15 protein-coding genes are annotated in these 17,072 nt (G+C 67.7%); 9 read left to right on the forward strand and 6 right to left on the reverse strand.

Going from position 1 to position 17,072, the window contains the following annotated elements:
- Positions 1-169: 169 nt before the first annotated feature.
- The 3 genes from Q7T09_RS17595 to ppk2 are packed head-to-tail and all read right to left on the reverse strand — an operon-like array spanning position 170 to position 2,499.
- On the reverse strand, positions 170-529 hold the full coding sequence (locus Q7T09_RS17595; protein WP_304701479.1) for a hypothetical protein: 360 nt from the start codon (positions 527-529) through the stop codon (positions 170-172).
- The gene (locus Q7T09_RS17600) at positions 529-1,734 is read right to left on the reverse strand and encodes a winged helix-turn-helix domain-containing protein (RefSeq protein ID WP_304701481.1); all 1,206 of its coding nucleotides are present in this window, start codon (positions 1,732-1,734) and stop codon (positions 529-531) included. The genes Q7T09_RS17595 and Q7T09_RS17600 overlap by 1 nt, the downstream gene beginning before the upstream one ends.
- Positions 1,735-1,737: 3 nt before the next feature.
- On the reverse strand, positions 1,738-2,499 hold the full coding sequence (gene ppk2, locus Q7T09_RS17605; protein WP_304701483.1) for a polyphosphate kinase 2: 762 nt from the start codon (positions 2,497-2,499) through the stop codon (positions 1,738-1,740).
- Between the two features lie 194 nt (positions 2,500-2,693).
- Between ppk2 and Q7T09_RS17610 the strand changes: the two genes are divergently transcribed.
- Together Q7T09_RS17610 and Q7T09_RS17615 are read left to right on the forward strand one after the other, a co-directional pair.
- On the forward strand, positions 2,694-3,416 hold the full coding sequence (locus Q7T09_RS17610) for a 16S rRNA (uracil(1498)-N(3))-methyltransferase (protein ID WP_304701485.1): 723 nt from the start codon (positions 2,694-2,696) through the stop codon (positions 3,414-3,416).
- Positions 3,417-3,518: 102 nt separating this feature from the next.
- Positions 3,519-4,877, forward strand: coding sequence for a glutamate--cysteine ligase (locus tag Q7T09_RS17615; protein WP_304701487.1), 1,359 nt, complete (start codon positions 3,519-3,521; stop codon positions 4,875-4,877).
- A 34-nt stretch (positions 4,878-4,911) separates the two neighbouring features.
- On the opposite strand, the gene Q7T09_RS17620 is transcribed toward Q7T09_RS17615, so the two are convergent.
- Positions 4,912-5,415 (reverse strand): DUF427 domain-containing protein, encoded by a 504-nt coding sequence (locus tag Q7T09_RS17620; protein WP_304701489.1) that lies wholly within the window; start codon positions 5,413-5,415, stop codon positions 4,912-4,914.
- Between the two features lie 187 nt (positions 5,416-5,602).
- Here Q7T09_RS17620 and Q7T09_RS17625 point away from each other — a divergent pair, with 187 nt between their 5' ends.
- The gene (locus Q7T09_RS17625; RefSeq protein ID WP_304701567.1) at positions 5,603-7,474 is read left to right on the forward strand and encodes a peptide MFS transporter; all 1,872 of its coding nucleotides are present in this window, start codon (positions 5,603-5,605) and stop codon (positions 7,472-7,474) included.
- A gap of 45 nt (positions 7,475-7,519) precedes the next feature.
- Here the strand turns inward: Q7T09_RS17625 and Q7T09_RS17630 are convergent, their stop codons facing one another.
- Positions 7,520-9,541 (reverse strand): TonB-dependent siderophore receptor, encoded by a 2,022-nt coding sequence (locus Q7T09_RS17630; protein WP_304701491.1) that lies wholly within the window; start codon positions 9,539-9,541, stop codon positions 7,520-7,522.
- Between the two features lie 181 nt (positions 9,542-9,722).
- Positions 9,723-11,159, reverse strand: coding sequence for a metalloprotease TldD (gene tldD / locus Q7T09_RS17635; protein ID WP_304701493.1), 1,437 nt, complete (start codon positions 11,157-11,159; stop codon positions 9,723-9,725).
- Between the two features lie 390 nt (positions 11,160-11,549).
- On the opposite strand from tldD, the gene coxB reads away from it, so the two are divergent.
- The 6 genes from coxB (at position 11,550) to Q7T09_RS17665 (ending at position 17,072) form a co-directional block, all read left to right on the forward strand.
- A complete protein-coding gene (coxB, locus tag Q7T09_RS17640) occupies positions 11,550-12,533 on the forward strand; it encodes a cytochrome c oxidase subunit II (RefSeq protein ID WP_304701495.1) in 984 nt (327 codons plus the stop codon).
- A gap of 17 nt (positions 12,534-12,550) precedes the next feature.
- On the forward strand, positions 12,551-14,206 hold the full coding sequence (ctaD, locus tag Q7T09_RS17645) for a cytochrome c oxidase subunit I (protein ID WP_304701497.1): 1,656 nt from the start codon (positions 12,551-12,553) through the stop codon (positions 14,204-14,206).
- 79 nt (positions 14,207-14,285) lie between these two features.
- Positions 14,286-15,254 (forward strand): heme o synthase, encoded by a 969-nt coding sequence (gene cyoE, locus Q7T09_RS17650; protein WP_304701499.1) that lies wholly within the window; start codon positions 14,286-14,288, stop codon positions 15,252-15,254.
- The gene (locus Q7T09_RS17655) at positions 15,255-15,398 is read left to right on the forward strand and encodes a hypothetical protein (protein WP_304701501.1); all 144 of its coding nucleotides are present in this window, start codon (positions 15,255-15,257) and stop codon (positions 15,396-15,398) included.
- On the forward strand, positions 15,391-15,984 hold the full coding sequence (locus Q7T09_RS17660) for a cytochrome c oxidase assembly protein (protein WP_304701502.1): 594 nt from the start codon (positions 15,391-15,393) through the stop codon (positions 15,982-15,984). Before Q7T09_RS17655 ends, Q7T09_RS17660 begins: the two co-directional genes overlap by 8 nt.
- Before the next feature lie 209 nt (positions 15,985-16,193).
- Positions 16,194-17,072: a cytochrome c oxidase subunit 3 gene (locus Q7T09_RS17665; RefSeq protein ID WP_304701504.1), complete on the forward strand. Its 879-nt coding sequence runs from the start codon at positions 16,194-16,196 to the stop codon at positions 17,070-17,072.

The raw sequence follows: 17,072 nt of genomic DNA on the forward strand, positions 1-17,072 counted from the left end.
TGCTCCCCTCGTGGGGGAGCTGGCGCGAAGCGCCTGAGGGGGACTTTGACTCTTGTTTTGGAGTCGAAGAGGTCAACTACGTTGATCCCCCTCCGACCCGGACCTGCGGTCCGGCCCACCTCCCCCACATCGCGCTAAAGCGCTGGGGGAGGATCTTGGACTGGCGCTGCTAGGTGACGAACACGAACGCTACGTACGCTGCCGCAATCACGAAGGGACCGGTGATCGCGGCGACGGCCAGCCAGAACCATCCGGACCTGTGGCGCGCCATCCAGAGGGCCCATCCCGCCGCCGCATAGATCGGGGCGTTGAACGCCGCCAGCATCGCCACGCGCCTGGCTCCGTAGGACCCCATAGAGACCTCGTAGAAAGTGGACACGCCCAGCAGCCAGCTAGGATCAATGAGCGTGTTGAAAACCAGCCAGAGGTTCTTCACCGGCCCGATCGGAGGGACTGCCGATCCAACCGCGTACATCGCCAAGGCGACAAGGGCCCCGGCTAGGGCCGACAGGAGAACGAACCGCGCCATCACCCCTCCGTCAGCGCCTCGGTCAGGCCAGCCGCCAGATCGCCCTTGGGTTCGACGCGCACGCTGCCGAGGCTGAGCCACCCCGCCATCAGCTTCAGTTCGTCGGCCAGCAGCCCGGCCGTCTCCGCGTCGGCCCACGGCTCGGCGTGGGCCGACTGCACCACCAGGACGCCGGCCTTGCGCTCGGCTTTCAAGTCCACCCGCGCCGTGATCGCCTCGCCTTGAAGGAAGGGCAGGACATAGTAGCCGTGCACCCGCTTCTCGGCCGGCGTGTAGATCTCCAGCCGCACCCGGACGCCGAACATCCGCTCCGTGCGCTCGCGGAACCAGATCAGGTTGTCGAAGGGCGAAAGCAGGGCGTTGGCGGTGACCTTCCGGGGCCGCCGCGCGGCGGGGTCGAGATAGGCGAGCTGGTCCCAGCCCTTCACCGACACCGGCACCAGCTCGCCGGCCTCAACCAGTTCGGCGAGGCGGGCCTTGGTGTCGGCCACCGGCATTCGGAAATAGTCGCGCAGGTCGCGTTCGGTGGCCACGCCCTGGGCGCGGGCGGCGATGCGCAAGAGCTGGCGCTGGGCCTCGTCACGGGGCGGGGTGGGGGCGTCACGGACGGACTCGGGATGCACGTCGACGGGCAGGCCATAGACCCGCTCGAAGGTGGTGCGCCGGGTGGCGGTGGTGATCTCGCCGGCCCAGAACAGACACTCCATGGCCCGCTTGCCCTCGCTCCAGCCCCACCAGCCGCCGCGCCCCTTCTCGCCGATCTCCAGTTCGCCGGCCGAGATGGCGCCGCGGGCGTGGATTTCGGCCAGGGCCTTGTCGATGAAGGGCCGGTTCTCCCGCAGGAAGCGGGCGACCCCCTTCCAGATCCCGACGCCTTCGCGCGCGTCCTCCATCCGCCAGCGCATCAGGGGTTGCAGGGCGTGGGGGGCCAGGGAGGCTTCGTGCATCCAGTATTCGAACAGGGCCGGCTTCCGACCCCAGGCGATCTCCTCCAGCAAGGGCCGCGGATAGGCGCCCAGCCGGGAGAACAGCGGCAGGTAGTGGGTGCGGCTGACCACATTGACCGAGTCGATCTGCAACAGGCCCAGCCGGTCGATGGTCTTCAGCAGGTGGCGCCTGGCCGGCGCCTCGGGCCGGCGCTCGGCGAACCCCTGCGCGGCCAGGGCCATGCGCCGGGCCTCCCGGGCGCTGATCGTCTGCGTCACGCCTCAGCGCTCCAGGCGTCCGTCGGTGAGGGCCTCGATCTCGAAGGGGAAGATGATGTCGGGATCGGGGTTCTTGACCTGCTTGGCGATGTCCCTCGGCGCGATGGCGTTCACCAGGTGGCGCATGACGTTGAGCCGCCCGGCCTCCTTGTCGTCGTTGCGCACGCAGACCCAGGGGCTGCGCGGGGCGTGGGTGCGCCGGAGCATCTCGTCGCGGGCGCCGGTGTAGGCGTCCCATCGGCTCTGGGCGGCCTCGTCCAGGGGGCTCGACTTCAGCACCTTCAGGGGATCGGTGTGGCGTTCGGCCAGGCGCTTGGCCTGTTCCTTCTTGGAGACGTCGAGCCACAGCTTGACGATGTTCACGCCGCTTTCCACCAGCATGGCCTCGAAGGCGGAGACGTCGCGCAGGAAGGTCTCGTGTTCCTCCGGGGTGCAGAAGCCCATCACCGGCTCCACGCCGCCGCGATTGTACCAGGAGCGGTTGAAGATCACGAGTTCGCCGGCCGCCGGCAGGTGGGGCACGTAGCGCTGGAAATACCACTGGCTGCGCTCGCGGTCGGAGGGCTTGGGCAGGGCGATGACCCGGGTGGCGCGCACCGACTGGTGCTCGGTCAGGCGCTTGATCGTCCCGTCCTTCCCCGCCGCGTCGCGACCCTCGAAGATGATCAGCACCTTGGCGCCGCTCTCCATCGCCTTCTGCTGGAAGCGCACCAGGGCCAGTTGGGCCTGTTCGAGACTGTTGAGGTCGTTGTCGGATTTGGACATGGACTGAACCTAGTCCGCATGCGGGGGCGGAGGCTAGGGTCGCCGACTCCCTACATCGTCATCCCGGGCGAAGCGCAGCGGAGACGCGGAACCCAGGGGCGGTGCGCTGGACTCCTGGGTCCCGGCTCGGCCTTGCAGGCCGTCCGGGATGACGGGCGATTTGCTTGGCGGCGGCGCCGCTCTAGAACCTCCCCATGATCCGCCTCTTCGTCCCCCACGATCTTTCCGCCACCGCCGCGCTGCCGTTGGACGACGGGCAGAGCCGGTATCTCGCCACGGTGATGCGCCAGGTCGTCGGCGACGAGGTGCTGGTGTTCAACGGCCGCGACGGGGAGTGGCGGGCGACGATCATCGAGACCGGCAAGCGCCGGGTGATCCTGCGGGCCGACCGGCTGGAGCGGGCCCAGGAGACCGGGCCGGACCTCGACCTGGTGATCGCCGTGGTCAAGCGCGGGCGGCTGGAGACCATCGTCGAGAAGGCCTGCGAACTGGGCGCGCGCCGGGTCCAGCCCGTCCTGACCGAGCGCACCAACGCCGATCGGGTCCGCGTGGAGCGCCTGCAGGCCATCGCTATCGAGGCCGCCGAGCAGACGGGTCGCCTGGACGTGCCGGAGATCCTCGAACCGGTGAAGCTGGACAAGCTGCTCAAGGCCTGGAGCGGCCGGTCCCTGCTGTTCTGCGACGAGGCCGGGGACGCCAGGCCGGTGCTCGACGCCCTCGCCGGCGCCGTTTCCGGCCCCTGGGGCATCCTGATCGGGCCGGAGGGCGGCTTCTCGCCGGCCGAGCGCGAAGGCCTGCGGGGCCTGGATTTCACGGTCCCGGCGACGCTTGGTCCGCGAATCCTGCGGGCCGACACCGCGGCCATCAGCGCCATGACCCTCTGGCAGGCCGCCCTGGGCGACTGGCGCGCCCCTTGAGCTTTCGAGAATTGCGCCCACCTGTTTGAACGGCGTAAAGATCGCCGCCGTTTGGGAGCGAACGCGCCGTCGGCGTGTTGGTGATGGGTTGGGGAGAAACATATGGCCGACGTCCTGGGCGACGACCGACCCCTCACGTTCGAGGATCTGGTCCACTGGTTCGAGGAGGGCGAGAAGCCCGCCGACCAATGGCGCGTGGGGGCCGAGCACGAGAAGTTCGTCTTCCGCCTGGGGTCGCACGCCCCGGTTCCCTATGAGGGTCCCGACGGCATCAAGGCCCTGCTCAACGGCCTGACCCGCTTCGGCTGGAAGGCGGTCGAGGAGGGCGGGCACGTCATCGCCCTGGAACGCGGCAAGGCCAATGTGAGCCTGGAGCCCGGCGGTCAGTTCGAACTCTCCGGCGCGCCGCTTGAGACCATGCACGACATCTGCGAGGAGACCGGGACTCACCTGCAGGAGGTCAAGGTCGTGGCCGACGAGCTGGGCCTGGGCTTCCTGGGCCTGGGCCACACGCCCATCTGGCGGCGCGACGAGGTGCCGGTGATGCCCAAGGGCCGGTACAAGATCATGCGGGAATACATGCCCAAGGTCGGCAATCTCGGCCTGGACATGATGTTCCGCACCTGCACGGTGCAGGCCAATCTCGATTTCGGCTCCGAGGCCGACATGATCGCCAAGTTCCGGGTGAGCCTGGCCCTGCAGCCCATCGTGACGGCCCTGTTCGCCAATTCGCCCTTCGTCGAGGGCAAGCCGTCGGGCTGGCTGTCGAGCCGCGCGCGGATCTGGACCGACACCGATCCGGACCGCACCGGCATGCTGGGCTTCGTCTTCGAGGACGGGTTCACCTACGAGACCTACGCCAGGTACGCCCTGGATGTGCCGATGTACTTCGCCAAGCGCGAGGGCAAGTACATCGACCTGTCGGGCAAATCCTTCCGCAAGTTCATGGCCGGTGAGCTGGCCGAGATGCCGGGCCAGCGTCCCACCATCAAGGACTGGGCCGACCACACCACCACCCTGTTCCCCGAAGTGCGCCTGAAGCAGTACCTGGAGATGCGCGGCGCCGACGCCGGGCCCTGGAGCCGCCTCTGCGCCCTGCCGGCCCTGTGGACGGGAATTTTCTACGACGCCCCGGCCCTGGCCGCGGCCTGGGACCTCTGCAAGGATTGGTCGGTGGACGATCACGAGCGCCTGCGCGCCGACGTGGCCCGCATCGGCCTGAAGGCGCAGGTGAACGGCCGCAGCGTCCAGGACGTCGCCCGCGACATGGTGGCGATCGCCCGGTCGGGCCTGAAGAACCGCAACCGCCTGAGCGGCGGCATGATCGACGAGACCGGCTACCTTACCGAGCTAGAGGAGATCGCCGATAGCGGCGTCACCCCGGCCGAACGCCTGCTGGAACTCTACAACGGCCCCTGGGCCGGCGACGCCAGCAAGGTCTTCGAGGCGTTCGCTTACTGATCAGCTTCCCCCCAACGCAGGTAGGGGAGCGAGGTCAAACCCCCTCGGGCCGCGGCGCTTCATTCGTATTGGCGGGCCAGTGGGGTTTCTGGCTGACGCCGGAGCCGGAGTCGGTGTGCAGCACCGCCTCGTCGATGGCCTTGCGGTCGGTGTGGTGATGGGCCGGGTCGACGGCGTCGTCGGCCACCTCATAGATCTCGAACCGGTCGGGATAGAAGGCCAGGCGGCCGCGGATCTGGTCCATGGCCGGATAGGGCTCCTCGTAGGTCCAGACGCCGTTCTCGGCGAAGACGCCGTCCATCAGCACGGTGAAATAGGCCGCCTCGCCCTTGTAGGGGCAGTGGGTCGAGCGGTCGGTGCGCGCGAGGTACTCCATCGAGACGTCCTGCCGCGGGAAGTAGACGGCCGCCTTGTAGGCCGCCTCCTTCAAGACCAGGGCGTCGGCCGAATCGGCGATGACGTGGCCTTCGAACTTCACCCGCCAGCGGCTGGCGCCGGGGGTGATGGTGATGGGGTGGTCGGGACCTGGGATTTTCATGGAATGCGCCTCCTGAGCAGACTTAACGCCTGAGATGGGCACGTGGCTCCCAGGTGACCAGGGAAGGGGTGGCCGCTTGCTTGTGCTGGCGACTTGCCCGTGATCTTCTCGCGCCAAACAAGCCCGGCGGGGGTGAAACGACCCCGTTAGATGCCGGCCTCCCAAGGATCGGAAGACCGTCTTCATGATAAACCTCGTCGTCATGCTGGGGATTCTCGTCACGCTCGTGACCGGGATTCCCGTGCTGCTGCAGCTTCTGAAAAACCACCCGCGCGGACTGATCATCCTGTTCTTCGCCGAGATGTGGGAGCGCTTCTCCTACTACGGCATGCGCGCCATCCTGATCTTCTACCTGACCCAGCACCTGCTGTTCGACCAGGCCACGGCCTCGGCCCAGTACGGCTCATATACCGCCCTGGTGTACCTGCTGCCCCTGCTGGGCGGCATCCTGGCCGACCGCTATCTGGGCACCCGCAAGGCCGTGGCCTTCGGCGCCCTGCTGCTGGTGGCCGGGCACTCGATGATGGCCTACGAGGGCAGGCCCGCCACCCAGAACCTGGTCTATGCGGGCCAGAGCTACGAGGTGGCCTCCCAGGGCCGAGTCGACGCCCGCAAGGTCCAGCTGATCATCGCCGGCAAGCCCTATGAGTTCGGCCCCGCCGAGGGCGGCGGCCTGGAGATCAAGGGCCTGGGGAACGGCGGCCCGCTGCCGTCCGTCCTGCCCAAGGACAGCTTCAAGATGGAGACCACCCAGGACAAGACCGGGGTGAACGCCTTCTACCTGGCCGTCTCCCTGATCATCATGGGGGTGGGCTTCCTGAAGCCCAACATCTCCACCATCGTCGGACAGCTCTATCCGCAGGGCGATCCCCGACGGGATTCCGGCTTCACCCTCTACTATTACGGCATCAATCTCGGCGCCTTCTGGGCCTCGATCCTCTGCGGCCTGCTGGGCCAGACGGTGGGTTGGTGGGCGGGCTTCGGCCTGGCCGGGATCGGCATGGCCGCTGGCTTCGTGGTCTTCGTCCTGGGCAAGAAGCACCTGATGGGCCATGGCGAGCCGCCGAACCCGGAACTGTTGGCCAAGCCCCTGGTGGGCCCCATCAACCGCGAGTGGCTGATCTATATCGCCGCCGTCCTGGGCGTCGGCCTGGTCTGGCTGCTGGTGCCGCACAACGACATCGTCGGCACGGCCCTGATCGGCTCGACCGTGGTCTCCCTGGCGGTGATCCTGGCGGTGATCGTCTTCGCCTGCAAAACCTGGATCGAGCGGCAGCGGATGATGCTGGCGGTGATCCTGATCTTCGGGGCGGTGGTGTTCTTCACCCTGTTCGAGCAGGCCGGCACCTCGCTGAACCTGTTCGCGTCGACCAATGTCGACATGACCATCACCCAGCAGGCGGTGACCTTCCTGGGGATTCCGGTGGGGACCCCCGACCAGATCCGGGCCATCGGTCTCGACCCCTCCAGCGTCTTCTTCGTCGACGCCACCATCGGGGCGGCCCAGACCCAGTCGTTCAACGCCGGCTTCATCCTCATCTTCGCGCCGATCTTCGCGGCGATGTGGGCCTATCTCGCCACCCACAACCTCGACCTCAACCCGACCATGAAATTCGGCCTGGGCCTGCTCCAGGTGGGTCTGGGCTTCCTGGTGGTGGTCTGGGGCGCGGGGCTGGCGGACGCCACCTTCCGGGTGCCGCTGATGCTGCTGGGGGTGCTCTATCTGCTGCACACCACCGGCGAGCTCTTCCTGTCGCCCGTGGGCCTGTCGGAGATCACCAAGCTCTCCCTGCCCTCGGTGGTGAGCTTCATGATGGCGGTCTGGTTCCTGTCCTCCTCCATCGCCCAGTTCGTCGGCGGCAAGATCGCCGGCCTGATGGGTTCGGAGAGCATCGGCGGCCAGGTGCTGGACCCGCAGGCGGCGCTCGCCACCTCCATCGACGGCTTCAGCAAGCTCGGCTGGGCCGGGATCGGCTGCGGGGTGTTCTTCATCCTCATCAGCTTCCTGGTCCGCGGCTGGGCCCACGGCGTGGAAGCCCCGGCGCACCCGGACGTGTAGGGGTCTTCCTCCCCCAGACCGCGCTCCGCGCTGGGGGAGGCCGCCTTAGCCGAAGCTCTTGCGGACCCGGACGTAGAACATCCGGCCGATCTGGATGTCGCGGTCGTCGATGAAGGCGAGGGGACTGGTGTTGCGGGGCCCGGCATAGATCTGGCGGGTGTGGCGGAAGCCGCGCTCGGTCAGGTTCTGGATCTCCACCCGCACCAGCAGGTCGGGCCGGGGCTTCCACTCCCCGAACAGGGTGACCCAGGTCTTCAGCTTGTCTGTGGAGATTTCATCGAAGCGGTAATAGGTCTGACGCCAGGCGCCATAGACGTCGAGGCCCCAATTGCCCCGCCACTGCGGCATGTCCTGGGTGAAGTGAGTCTCCCACTCCAGCGGACGCAGGCCCGAAATCTCCCGCTTGGTGCCGGTGGTGGGGTCGGTGACCTCCGAGCGGCGCCAAGTGGACTCGCCTCGCAGTTCCGCCCCCGGGATCAGGCGATCGAGGGGCAGGGTCACCGAAAGCTGCAGCTCGTCCTTGGTCCCGTCGCCGATGTTGCTGGGGGCGTCGAAGGCGCCGGAGGGTCCGTAGACCGGGGCGCGGTCGATGGCGTCGGTCAGAGCGAAATGGCGCAGGGTCAGGACGGCGGCGCCCTTCTTCCAGAACCGCTTCTCCAGGGCGGCCTCGGTCACCCAGGCCTGTTCCGGAACCAGGTCGGGATTGCCGGCGGTGATCACCCCGGTGCCGAGGGACGACGTGGCCACGAAGTCGTCGAAGTTGAGCTGGCCCACCACACGTTCGAAGCGCACCCGCACCTGGGTGTTGGCGCTCGGCGCCCAGGTCGCGGCGATCCGGGGCTTAGTGTAGTAGAGGGTCTTCTCCAGGAAGACGTCGCCGTCGGAGGAGATGGTCGAACCCTCCTCGCGGACGCTGCTCTCGAGGGTCCAGGCCTTGGCCGGCCGCCAGACGGTCTTGAGGAAGACCTCGCCGCGCTTCTCCTCCACCGTCACATTGGCCGCCGGCAGGGCGATGGCGACGCCGTTCTCCGCATAGGCGGTCTGGCTCTCCAGCCTATTGAGCGCAGCCTCAGCCCCGGCCTCCCAGGAGAGGGTCTCCGACTGCCGGAACTTCAGCACCCCGCGCCCGATGGTCTCGCTGATGTCCTTGCCCAGGATGAAGTCGGCGGTGAAGAGGGGCGAGCGGAACCCGCCGCCGTAGCTGTAGTCCTCGGTCTGGCGCAGGCCGAGCACTTCGAGGTTGGTGCGAGGACCTAGCTCGCGCTTATAGTTGCCGCCGACCTCCGTCTGGAAGCGGTCCTGCCGGTCGCTGGAGGATTCAAGGTCGGTGGTGGGGAAGCGACCCCAGTTGAGCTCGTTCCCGCGGTAGTGGTCGTCGAAGAACCGTCCAGTGATCCGCAGTTTCCCGCCGAGGACGGCCCCTTCATAGGCCCCCGACCCGACCCATTGGTGCACCGCGCCGTGGGAGTCGATGTCGGACCGCTCCAACACCGCGCCGCTGGGGCTGAGCCGCAGATGCGGGCCCTCGCCGGCGCCGTCGTCGATACCCTCTCCGTAGCGCAGGCTGCCTTCCCAGGCGCCGGGGCCGGCAGGGCCGGAGCCCTCGACCCGGACGCCGAACTTGTAGCGGCCGTCCCAGGCCAGATTCTGACCGACCTGGACCAAGCCCTGTAGGGTCCGACCCTTCGCCCGGATCACATTGGCCAGCATCGACTTGCCCTGCATGTCGACGCCCGGGGCGCCGCCGCGGATAAGTTCGATGTGGTCGACCTGGTTGGCCGGCATGCGGCGCAGGATCTCCTCGACCGTGTCGCTTTTGGAGGCCGGGCGGCCGCCGTCGATCAGGACGTTTCCGGCCGCCCCCTCGAAGCCGCGCACGCTGTCGCCGTTGTCGAGGCTGAAGCCCGGGAGGCGGCTGACCATGTCATAGGCCGTGACCGGCCGCTGCTCGGCGAAGTAGGCGGGGGCGTAGCTGATCACCCCCTGGGTCTCGGTGGCGGTCGAGGCTGAGTTCGCGGCGGCTGCGGCGCCCGGAGAGGCGGCTGCGAGCGCGGCGAGGAGGCTCAAGGCGGGTATCATGTTACGGCTCCCCAATGTGCGCGCAGGTGGCCTGCGCCCAGGGAGTCACGCCAATTAAATGCCCGTAAGGTGGATTAATTCGCCGAAAGGTTGGCGATGGGCATTGACGAACTACACCTGTAATTCTAGAGAACTACAGGTGTAAATTCCCCTGTCAACCGGCGTTATCTCAGACGGAAGTCCCGCCGACCGTCAGCCCCGTGATCTTCAGCGAGGGCTGGCCGACGCCCACCGGGACGCTCTGGCCCGACTTGCCGCAGACGCCGACGCCGGGGTCGAAGTCGAAGTCGTTGCCGATCATGGTCACCCGGGTCAGGGCCGAGGGGCCGTCGCCGATCAGGGTGGCGCCCTTGACCGGGGCGGTGATCTTGCCGTCCTCGATCAGGTAGGCCTCGGTGCACTGGAAGACGAACTTGCCGTTGGTGATGTCCACCTGGCCGCCGCCGAAATTGGCGCAGTAGAGCCCGCGCTTGGTAGCCTCGATCATCTCGGCGCGCGGGGTGTTGGTCTTGCCGTTGTCCATGGCGGTGTTGGTCATCCGCGGCATGGGCATGTGGGCGTAGGACTGCCGCCGGCCGTTGCCGCCGGCCTTCATGCCCATCAGCCGGGCGCTCATGCGGTCGTGCATGTAGCCCACCAGGACGCCATCCTCGATCAGGACGGTGCGCTCTGTGGGCGTGCCCTCGTCGTCGACGGTGAGCGAGCCGCGGCGGCCCGGCAGGGAGCCGTCGTCGAAGACCGTCACGCCCTTGGCCGCCACCCGCTCGCCGATGCGGCCGGCGAAGGCCGAGGTGCCCTTGCGGTTGAAGTCGCCCTCCAGGCCGTGGCCGACGGCCTCGTGCAGCAGGATGCCGTTCCAGCCGGCGCCCAGGACCACGTCCATCTCGCCGGCCGGGCAGGGGACGGCCTCCAGGTTCACCAGGGCCTGGCGCAGCGCCTCCTCGGCCTGTTCCCGCCAGTTGGCGGCCCCGATCCAGGCCTCGAAGCCGGCGCGGCCGCCGGCGCCGGTGAAGCCGTTCTCGCGGCGGCCGTCCTTCTCGACGGTGATCTGCACATTGATGCGCGACAGGGGCCGCACGTCGCGGATCAGCCGGCCGTCGGCCCGCAGGATCTCCACCGTGCGGCGCTCGCCGGACATGGAGGCCATCACCTGGACGACGCGGGGATCGCGGTCGCGGCACCAGGCGTCGATCTCCTGCAGCAGGGCGACCTTCTCGGAGAAGGCCGGGGAGGCGGTGGGATCGTCCTCGCCATAGAGCTTGGTGTTGGTGGCCCGCGGGGCCTCGTCGGCGCCGCCGGAATAGCCGCGCTTGGCGAGCGAGGCCGAGGCCGCCGCGCGGCGGATCGAGGCCTCGGAGATCTCGCTGGAGTGCGAGTAGCCGGCGGTCTCGCCCGCCACCACCCGCAGGCCGAAGCCCTCCGACGAATCATAGGCCGCCGATTTCAGCCGCCCGTCGTCGAACAGGAACGATTCGCTTTCCGAGCGCTCGACGAACAGCTCCCCGTCGTCGGCCCCCTGGAGGGCGTCGCCCAGGATCTCGCGGGCCCGCTCGGGCGAGACGCCGGCGGAATCCAGGATCGAGGGGGCGGAGGGGTGAGCATTCATGAGCGCGGCGCCTTGTCTGAGCTGGCCTCAGAGATAGGGGCTCGCGGCCCGATCGTCACCCCAAACCGCTTGCCGACAGGCTCTTGGCGCCCTTCGCGGGGCCTTCCGCCGTTCGCATAACCGAGGTCTGCGCGCGGTGCGTCACATCGTCCGAAGGTCGCAGGCCAGGACGCAGATCAAGCCTGCGCCCCCGGGCCCGTCATTCAAGCCGGCGACGGCCGTCAAACCCGGCCTTGATTCGCCTCAATCTTCCTTGGCAAGGCCTCGGCGAGCGCGTATGCAGCCCGCTGAAGGGCCGGGCCTCGTCAGTTGCGGGGCGCGATCTTCTATGACGGCGGCGGGGGCGATCGCTTCAGGCGAGACGCGGCCGGCCAAGCAGACCGAGGGGACATGAAGTCGAGGTTTCAGGGTATGCGAGCGCTGGCGGCAGGCGCCGCCGCGGGCGCAATGACAGCGTTTTGGGGCCTCACGGCCCTGGCGGCTGAGGATCGCGTGGGTCAGCCCACGCCGGGGGCGATCGACCTGCAGCCCGGGGTGACCCCGCTGCGCGACGACGCCATCTTCTTCCACAACATGATCCTGCTGCCGATCATCACGGTGATCTGCCTGTTCGTGCTGGCGCTGCTGGTGTGGATCGTGATCCGCTACAACAAGCGGGCTAACCCGGTCCCGGCCAAGTGGAGCCATAACACGCCGATCGAGGTGATCTGGACGGTGGTCCCGGTCCTGATCCTGATGTTCATCTCGATCTTCTCGTTCAAGCTGCTGTTCGCCTACCACGACATGCCCAAGCCCTACATGACGGTGAAGGCCACGGGCTACCAATGGTACTGGGGTTATGAGTACCCCGACCAGAAGATCGGCGAGTTCGTCTCCAACGTCCTTCCCGAGGACGAGGCGAAGGCCAAGAAGGTCCCGTACCTGCTGGCCTCCACCGAGCCCCTGGTGGTCCCGGTCAATCAGGTGGTCCGCGTGCTGGTCACCGGCGCCGACGTGATCCACGCCTTCGCGGTCCCCTCCTTCGGGGTGATCACCGACGCGGTCCCCGGCCGGGTCAACGAGACCTGGTTCAAGGCCGACCGTCCGGGCGTCTTCTACGGGCAGTGCCGTGAGCTGTGCGGCGTCGATCACGCCTTCATGCCGATCGAGGTCCACGTTCTGAGCCAGGCCGATTTCGACGCCTGGGTCGCCAGCAAGGGCGGTTCGGCCGTCGGCGCCAAGCCCGCGGCTCCGGCCGCGGCGGACGCCGCGGTCCCGGTCTCGGCCATCGCGCCGGCCCCGGCCTCCCCGACCAATCCCGCCGCGCCGGCTCCGGCCGCCGCAGCGCCGACTTCCACGCCGCCCGCGCCCGCTCCGGCGCCGGCCGCGCACTGATCCAGGACACGCGTAAGATGGCCCACGCCGCCGCTCACGATCATCACGACGATCACGACCACAAGCCCGGGTTCTTCACCCGCTGGTTCTTCTCCACGAACCACAAGGACATCGGCACCCTCTACCTGCTCTTCGCCATCATGGCGGGGATCGTGGGCGGGGCGCTGTCGGGCCTGATCCGCTGGGAGCTCTACGAGCCGGGGATCCAGGTCTTCACGTCCGGTTCGCTGCTGGACCAGCTCGGGGTGATCGAGGCTTCAAAGCACGGCTACAACGCCGTGGTCACCGCCCACGCCCTGATCATGATCTTCTTCATGGTCATGCCCGCCATGATCGGCGGGTTCGGCAACTGGTTCGTGCCGCTGATGATCGGCGCGCCGGACATGGCCTTCCCGCGGATGAACAACATCTCCTTCTGGCTGCTGGTGGCCGCCTGGGTGCTGCTGCTCACCTCGATGTTCTCTGACGGCGGTCCCGGCAAGGGCTTCGGCGGCGGCTGGACCCTCTATCCGCCGCTCTCCACCACGGGCCACACCGGCCCGGCCATGGACCTGGCCATCCTGTCGGTCCACCTGGCCGGCGCCAGCTCCATCCTCGGCGCCATCAACTTCATCACCACGATCTTCAACATGCGCGCGCCGGGCATGACCCTGCACCGCATGCCGCTGTTCGTCTGGTCGATCCTGGTGACGGTCTTCCTGCTGCTGCTCTCGCTGCCCGTCCTGGCCGGCGCGATCACCATGCTGCTGACCGACCGGAACTTTAACACCCACTTCTTCGACGCCGCCGGCGGCGGCGACCCGATCATGTACCAGCACCTGTTCTGGTTCTTCGGGCACCCGGAAGTGTACATCCTGATCCTGCCGGCCTTCGGCATGATCAGCCACATCGTCTCCACCTTCTCCCGCAAGCCGGTCTTCGGCTACCTCGCCATGGCCTACGCCATGGTGGCCATCGGCTTCATCGGCTTCGTCGTGTGGGCCCACCACATGTACACGGTGGGCATGACCATCAACCTGCGGGCCTATTTCGTGGCGGCCACCATGGTCATCGCGGTGCCCACGGGCGTGAAGGTGTTCTCCTGGATCGCCACCATGTGGGGCGGCTCCATCGACTTCAAGACGCCCATGCTGTGGGCGATGGGCTTCATCTTCCTGTTCACCGTCGGCGGCGTGACCGGCGTGGTGCTGGCCAATGCGGGCATCGACTACAGCCTGCACGACACCTATTACGTCGTGGCCCACTTCCACTACGTGCTCAGCCTCGGCGCCGTGTTCGGCATCTTCGCGGGCTTCTACTACTGGTTCGAGAAGATCTGGGGCGTGAAGTACCGCGAGTGGCTCGGCGCCCTGCACTTCTGGATCACCTTCATCGGCGTGAACCTGATCTTCTTCCCGCAGCACTTCCTCGGCCTGCAGGGCATGCCCCGCCGCTACGTGGACTATCCGGAGGCCTTCACCCTCTGGAACCAGGTGTCCACCATCGGCTACCTGGTCACCGCCGGTGGCGTGGTGGTCTTCCTGCTGCTGCTCCTGGAAGCCGCCGTGTCGCGCCGCAAGGCCGAGGCCAATCCCTGGGGCGAAGGCGCAACGACGCTGGAGTGGACCCTGTCCTCGCCGCCGCCGTTCCACCAGTTCAGTGAACTGCCGGTGATCAAGCCGGACCTCCACTAGGTCCGCTCCACCAGAGACCTAAGAGGGGCGCGGGCTGGGATTTTCCGGTGCGCGCCCCTCGACCGTTGAAAGTATAGTCATGGCGATGTCGTCAGCCCTTCCCACGAGCCGCGTCCCCGCGCGCTGGCAGGACTTCCTGCAGCTCCTGAAGCCGCGGGTGATGTCCCTGGTGGTGTTCACCGCCATCACCGGCATGGTCTGCGCCGACTCCCCGATCAATCCGATCCTGGGGGCGATCGCCATCTTCTGCATCGCCGTGGGGGCGGGCGCCTCGGCGGCGCTGAACATGTGGTTCGACGCCGACATCGACGCCAAGATGCGCCGCACCCGCGGCCGCCCGGTGCCCGCCGGACGGGTCCAGGGCGCCGACGCGCTCGCGCTCGGCGTGGTGCTGTCGATGTTCTCCGTCATGCTGCTGGGCATGACCGTGAACTGGCTGGCCGCGGCCCTGCTGGCCTTCACCATCGTCTTCTACGCCGTGGTCTACACGATGTGGCTGAAGCGCTCGACGCCGCAGAACATCGTCATCGGCGGCCTGGCCGGCGCCCTGCCGCCGGTCATCGGCTGGGCCGCGGCGACGGGGACGGTTCCGCTGAACGCCTGGCTGCTGTGCGCGATCATCTTCATGTGGACCCCGCCCCACTTCTGGGCGCTCTCGCTCTACACCAGCGAGGACTATGAGAAGGCCGGCGTGCCGATGATGCCGGTGGTGGCGGGCGCGGCCTCCACCCGCAAGCAGATCCTGATCTACAGCCTGCTGTTCACCCCCCTCTGCCTGGTCCCGGCCTTCACCGGCCTGGGCGGCCTGACCTATCTGGCGGTGGCGGCCGGCGGGGGGCTGATCTTCCTCGTCCTGGCCTGGCGGATCTTCAAGAGCCGGGCCGGCGACGCGGCCGACCCGCGCCAGGACGACGGGCTCTATGACGTCAAGGCCGCGGCCAAGGACGCCCGCAACCTGTTCGCCTTCTCGATCCTCTACCTGACCCTGCTGTTCGCCACCCTGCTGGCCGAGCATCTCCTCGACCTGCCCGCCTTCGGAGGATTTTGAATGAGCGACCCGCAGAGCGAGAACGACGCCGCGGCCAAGGCCCGTCGCGGCCGCAACATCGCCCTGGCGCTTGGCCTGGCCCTGTTCATGGTCCTGGTCTTCATCGTCACCATCGTGCGCCTGGGCGCCAGCACCAATGGCTAGGCCCGAGCTCTCCCCGCAGGCCCGCCGCAACCGCCGCCTGGGCGCGATCTGCGCGGCGGTGTTCGTCGGCATGGTCGGGGCGGCCTACGCCTCGGTGCCGCTCTACAAGGCCTTCTGCCAGCTGACCGGCTTCGACGGCGTGGTGCGCCGCGCCGAGAAGGCCCCCGACACGGTGCTGGACCGCCGGCTGCTGATCCGCTTCGACACCAATGTCCGCGAGCTGCCCTGGACCTTCACGGCCGAGGACACCAGCCAGTCGGTGCGAATCGGCGAGACGGGCCTGACCTACTTCAAGGTCACCAACAACGGGGCCGTCCCGATGACCGGGCGGGCCATGTACAATGTCGTGCCGGAGTCGGCCGGAGCCTATTTCCAGAAGCTCGAGTGCTTCTGCTTCTCCGACCAGACCATCGCACCTGGAAAAACCGTCGAATTTCCCGTGGTTTACTTCGTCGATCCGAAATACGCCTCGGACTTCGAGACCCAGGGCAAGCCCGAGGTGACACTGTCCTACACCTTCTTCCCGTCGGTCGACGCGGAGAAGGCGAGCCGGCGCGCCGATGCATCGCAGGCTGGAGCGGGATAGCCGAAAGTGGACACCGGTTTCGGCGGGCATCACGCTCCAACTTTTAGAATCACGGAGCGTGACCGCTTCAAACTGAAGCGATCACGCTCGGGGGGCGCCTTCGGCCCTTGGCGGAAACACCAAGGCGGGGCTATAGCCTGCGCTGAGACTGCCGCGGGCTGCGGAGAGGCGCCCACGGCTTTGAGATTTGAGAGGGGTTAGGACCGATAATGTCTGCCGGCGACGTCAAGCACGACTACCACCTGGTGAATCCCAGCCCCTGGCCCCTGGTCGGGTCCATCTCCGCGACGGTGATGGCGCTGGGCGGCGTGGTCTGGATGAAGGGCCTGTTCGGCCTGCCCCAGCACACCCCCTGGGTCTTCTACGCGGGCCTGGCCGGCGTGCTCTACACCATGCTCGGCTGGTGGATGGACGTGGTGAAGGAAGCCAACCAGGGCGACCATACCCCGGTCGTCGCCATCGGCCTGCGCTACGGCATGATCATGTTCATCGCTTCGGAAGTGATGTTCTTCGTGGCCTGGTTCTGGATCTTCTTCGAGATGGCCCTGTTCCACGAGGTCCGGACGCAGTCGGCCTTCGAGGAGGTCCGCACGGCCTGGGCCACCTGGCCCCCCGCCGGCGTCGAGCTGGTGCCGGCCTGGAACCTGCCCCTGGTCAACACGCTCACCCTGCTGCTCTCGGGCACCACCGTCACCTGGAGCCACCACGCCCTGCAGACCGGCGACCGCAAGGGCGCCAAGATCGGCCTGATCCTCACCATCCTGCTCGGCGTGATTTTCACCTCGATCCAGGCCTACGAGTACGCGCACATCCTGCAGCACAAGTACTTCTTCAGCGAGGAAGCCGCGAACGCCGGCCTCTATGGCTCGTCCTTCTTCATGGCCACCGGCTTCCACGGCTTCCACGTCCTGATCGGCACCATCTTCCTGACGGTCTGCCTGATCCGGATGCTCGGCGGCGGCTTCACGCCCAAGCAGCACTTCGGCTTCGAGGCGGCGGCCTGGTACTGGCACTTCGTGGACGTGGTCTGGCTGTTCCTGTTCGCCTTCATCTACGTCGTCTTCGGCGGAGCGGCTGGAGCGCACTAA

Source organism: Phenylobacterium sp., from assembly GCF_030645195.1.
In the GTDB taxonomy this organism is placed as follows: Bacteria; Pseudomonadota; Alphaproteobacteria; order Caulobacterales; family Caulobacteraceae; genus Phenylobacterium.

What these genes read in the sequence shown, in the direction of transcription:
- Q7T09_RS17595 (WP_304701479.1), bottom strand. Translation starts at nt 529, where the DNA reads ATGGCGCGGTTCGTTCTCCTGTCGGCCCTAGCCGGGGCCCTTGTCGCC.
- ppk2 (WP_304701483.1), bottom strand. Translation starts at nt 2,499, where the DNA reads ATGTCCAAATCCGACAACGACCTCAACAGTCTCGAACAGGCCCAACTG.
- Q7T09_RS17610 (WP_304701485.1), top strand. Translation starts at nt 2,694, where the DNA reads ATGATCCGCCTCTTCGTCCCCCACGATCTTTCCGCCACCGCCGCGCTG.
- Q7T09_RS17615 (WP_304701487.1), top strand. Translation starts at nt 3,519, where the DNA reads ATGGCCGACGTCCTGGGCGACGACCGACCCCTCACGTTCGAGGATCTG.
- Q7T09_RS17620 (WP_304701489.1), bottom strand. Translation starts at nt 5,415, where the DNA reads ATGAAAATCCCAGGTCCCGACCACCCCATCACCATCACCCCCGGCGCC.
- tldD (WP_304701493.1), bottom strand. Translation starts at nt 11,159, where the DNA reads ATGAATGCTCACCCCTCCGCCCCCTCGATCCTGGATTCCGCCGGCGTC.
- coxB (WP_304701495.1), top strand. Translation starts at nt 11,550, where the DNA reads ATGAAGTCGAGGTTTCAGGGTATGCGAGCGCTGGCGGCAGGCGCCGCC.
- ctaD (WP_304701497.1), top strand. Translation starts at nt 12,551, where the DNA reads ATGGCCCACGCCGCCGCTCACGATCATCACGACGATCACGACCACAAG.
- cyoE (WP_304701499.1), top strand. Translation starts at nt 14,286, where the DNA reads ATGGCGATGTCGTCAGCCCTTCCCACGAGCCGCGTCCCCGCGCGCTGG.
- Q7T09_RS17655 (WP_304701501.1), top strand. Translation starts at nt 15,255, where the DNA reads ATGAGCGACCCGCAGAGCGAGAACGACGCCGCGGCCAAGGCCCGTCGC.
- Q7T09_RS17660 (WP_304701502.1), top strand. Translation starts at nt 15,391, where the DNA reads ATGGCTAGGCCCGAGCTCTCCCCGCAGGCCCGCCGCAACCGCCGCCTG.
- Q7T09_RS17665 (WP_304701504.1), top strand. Translation starts at nt 16,194, where the DNA reads ATGTCTGCCGGCGACGTCAAGCACGACTACCACCTGGTGAATCCCAGC.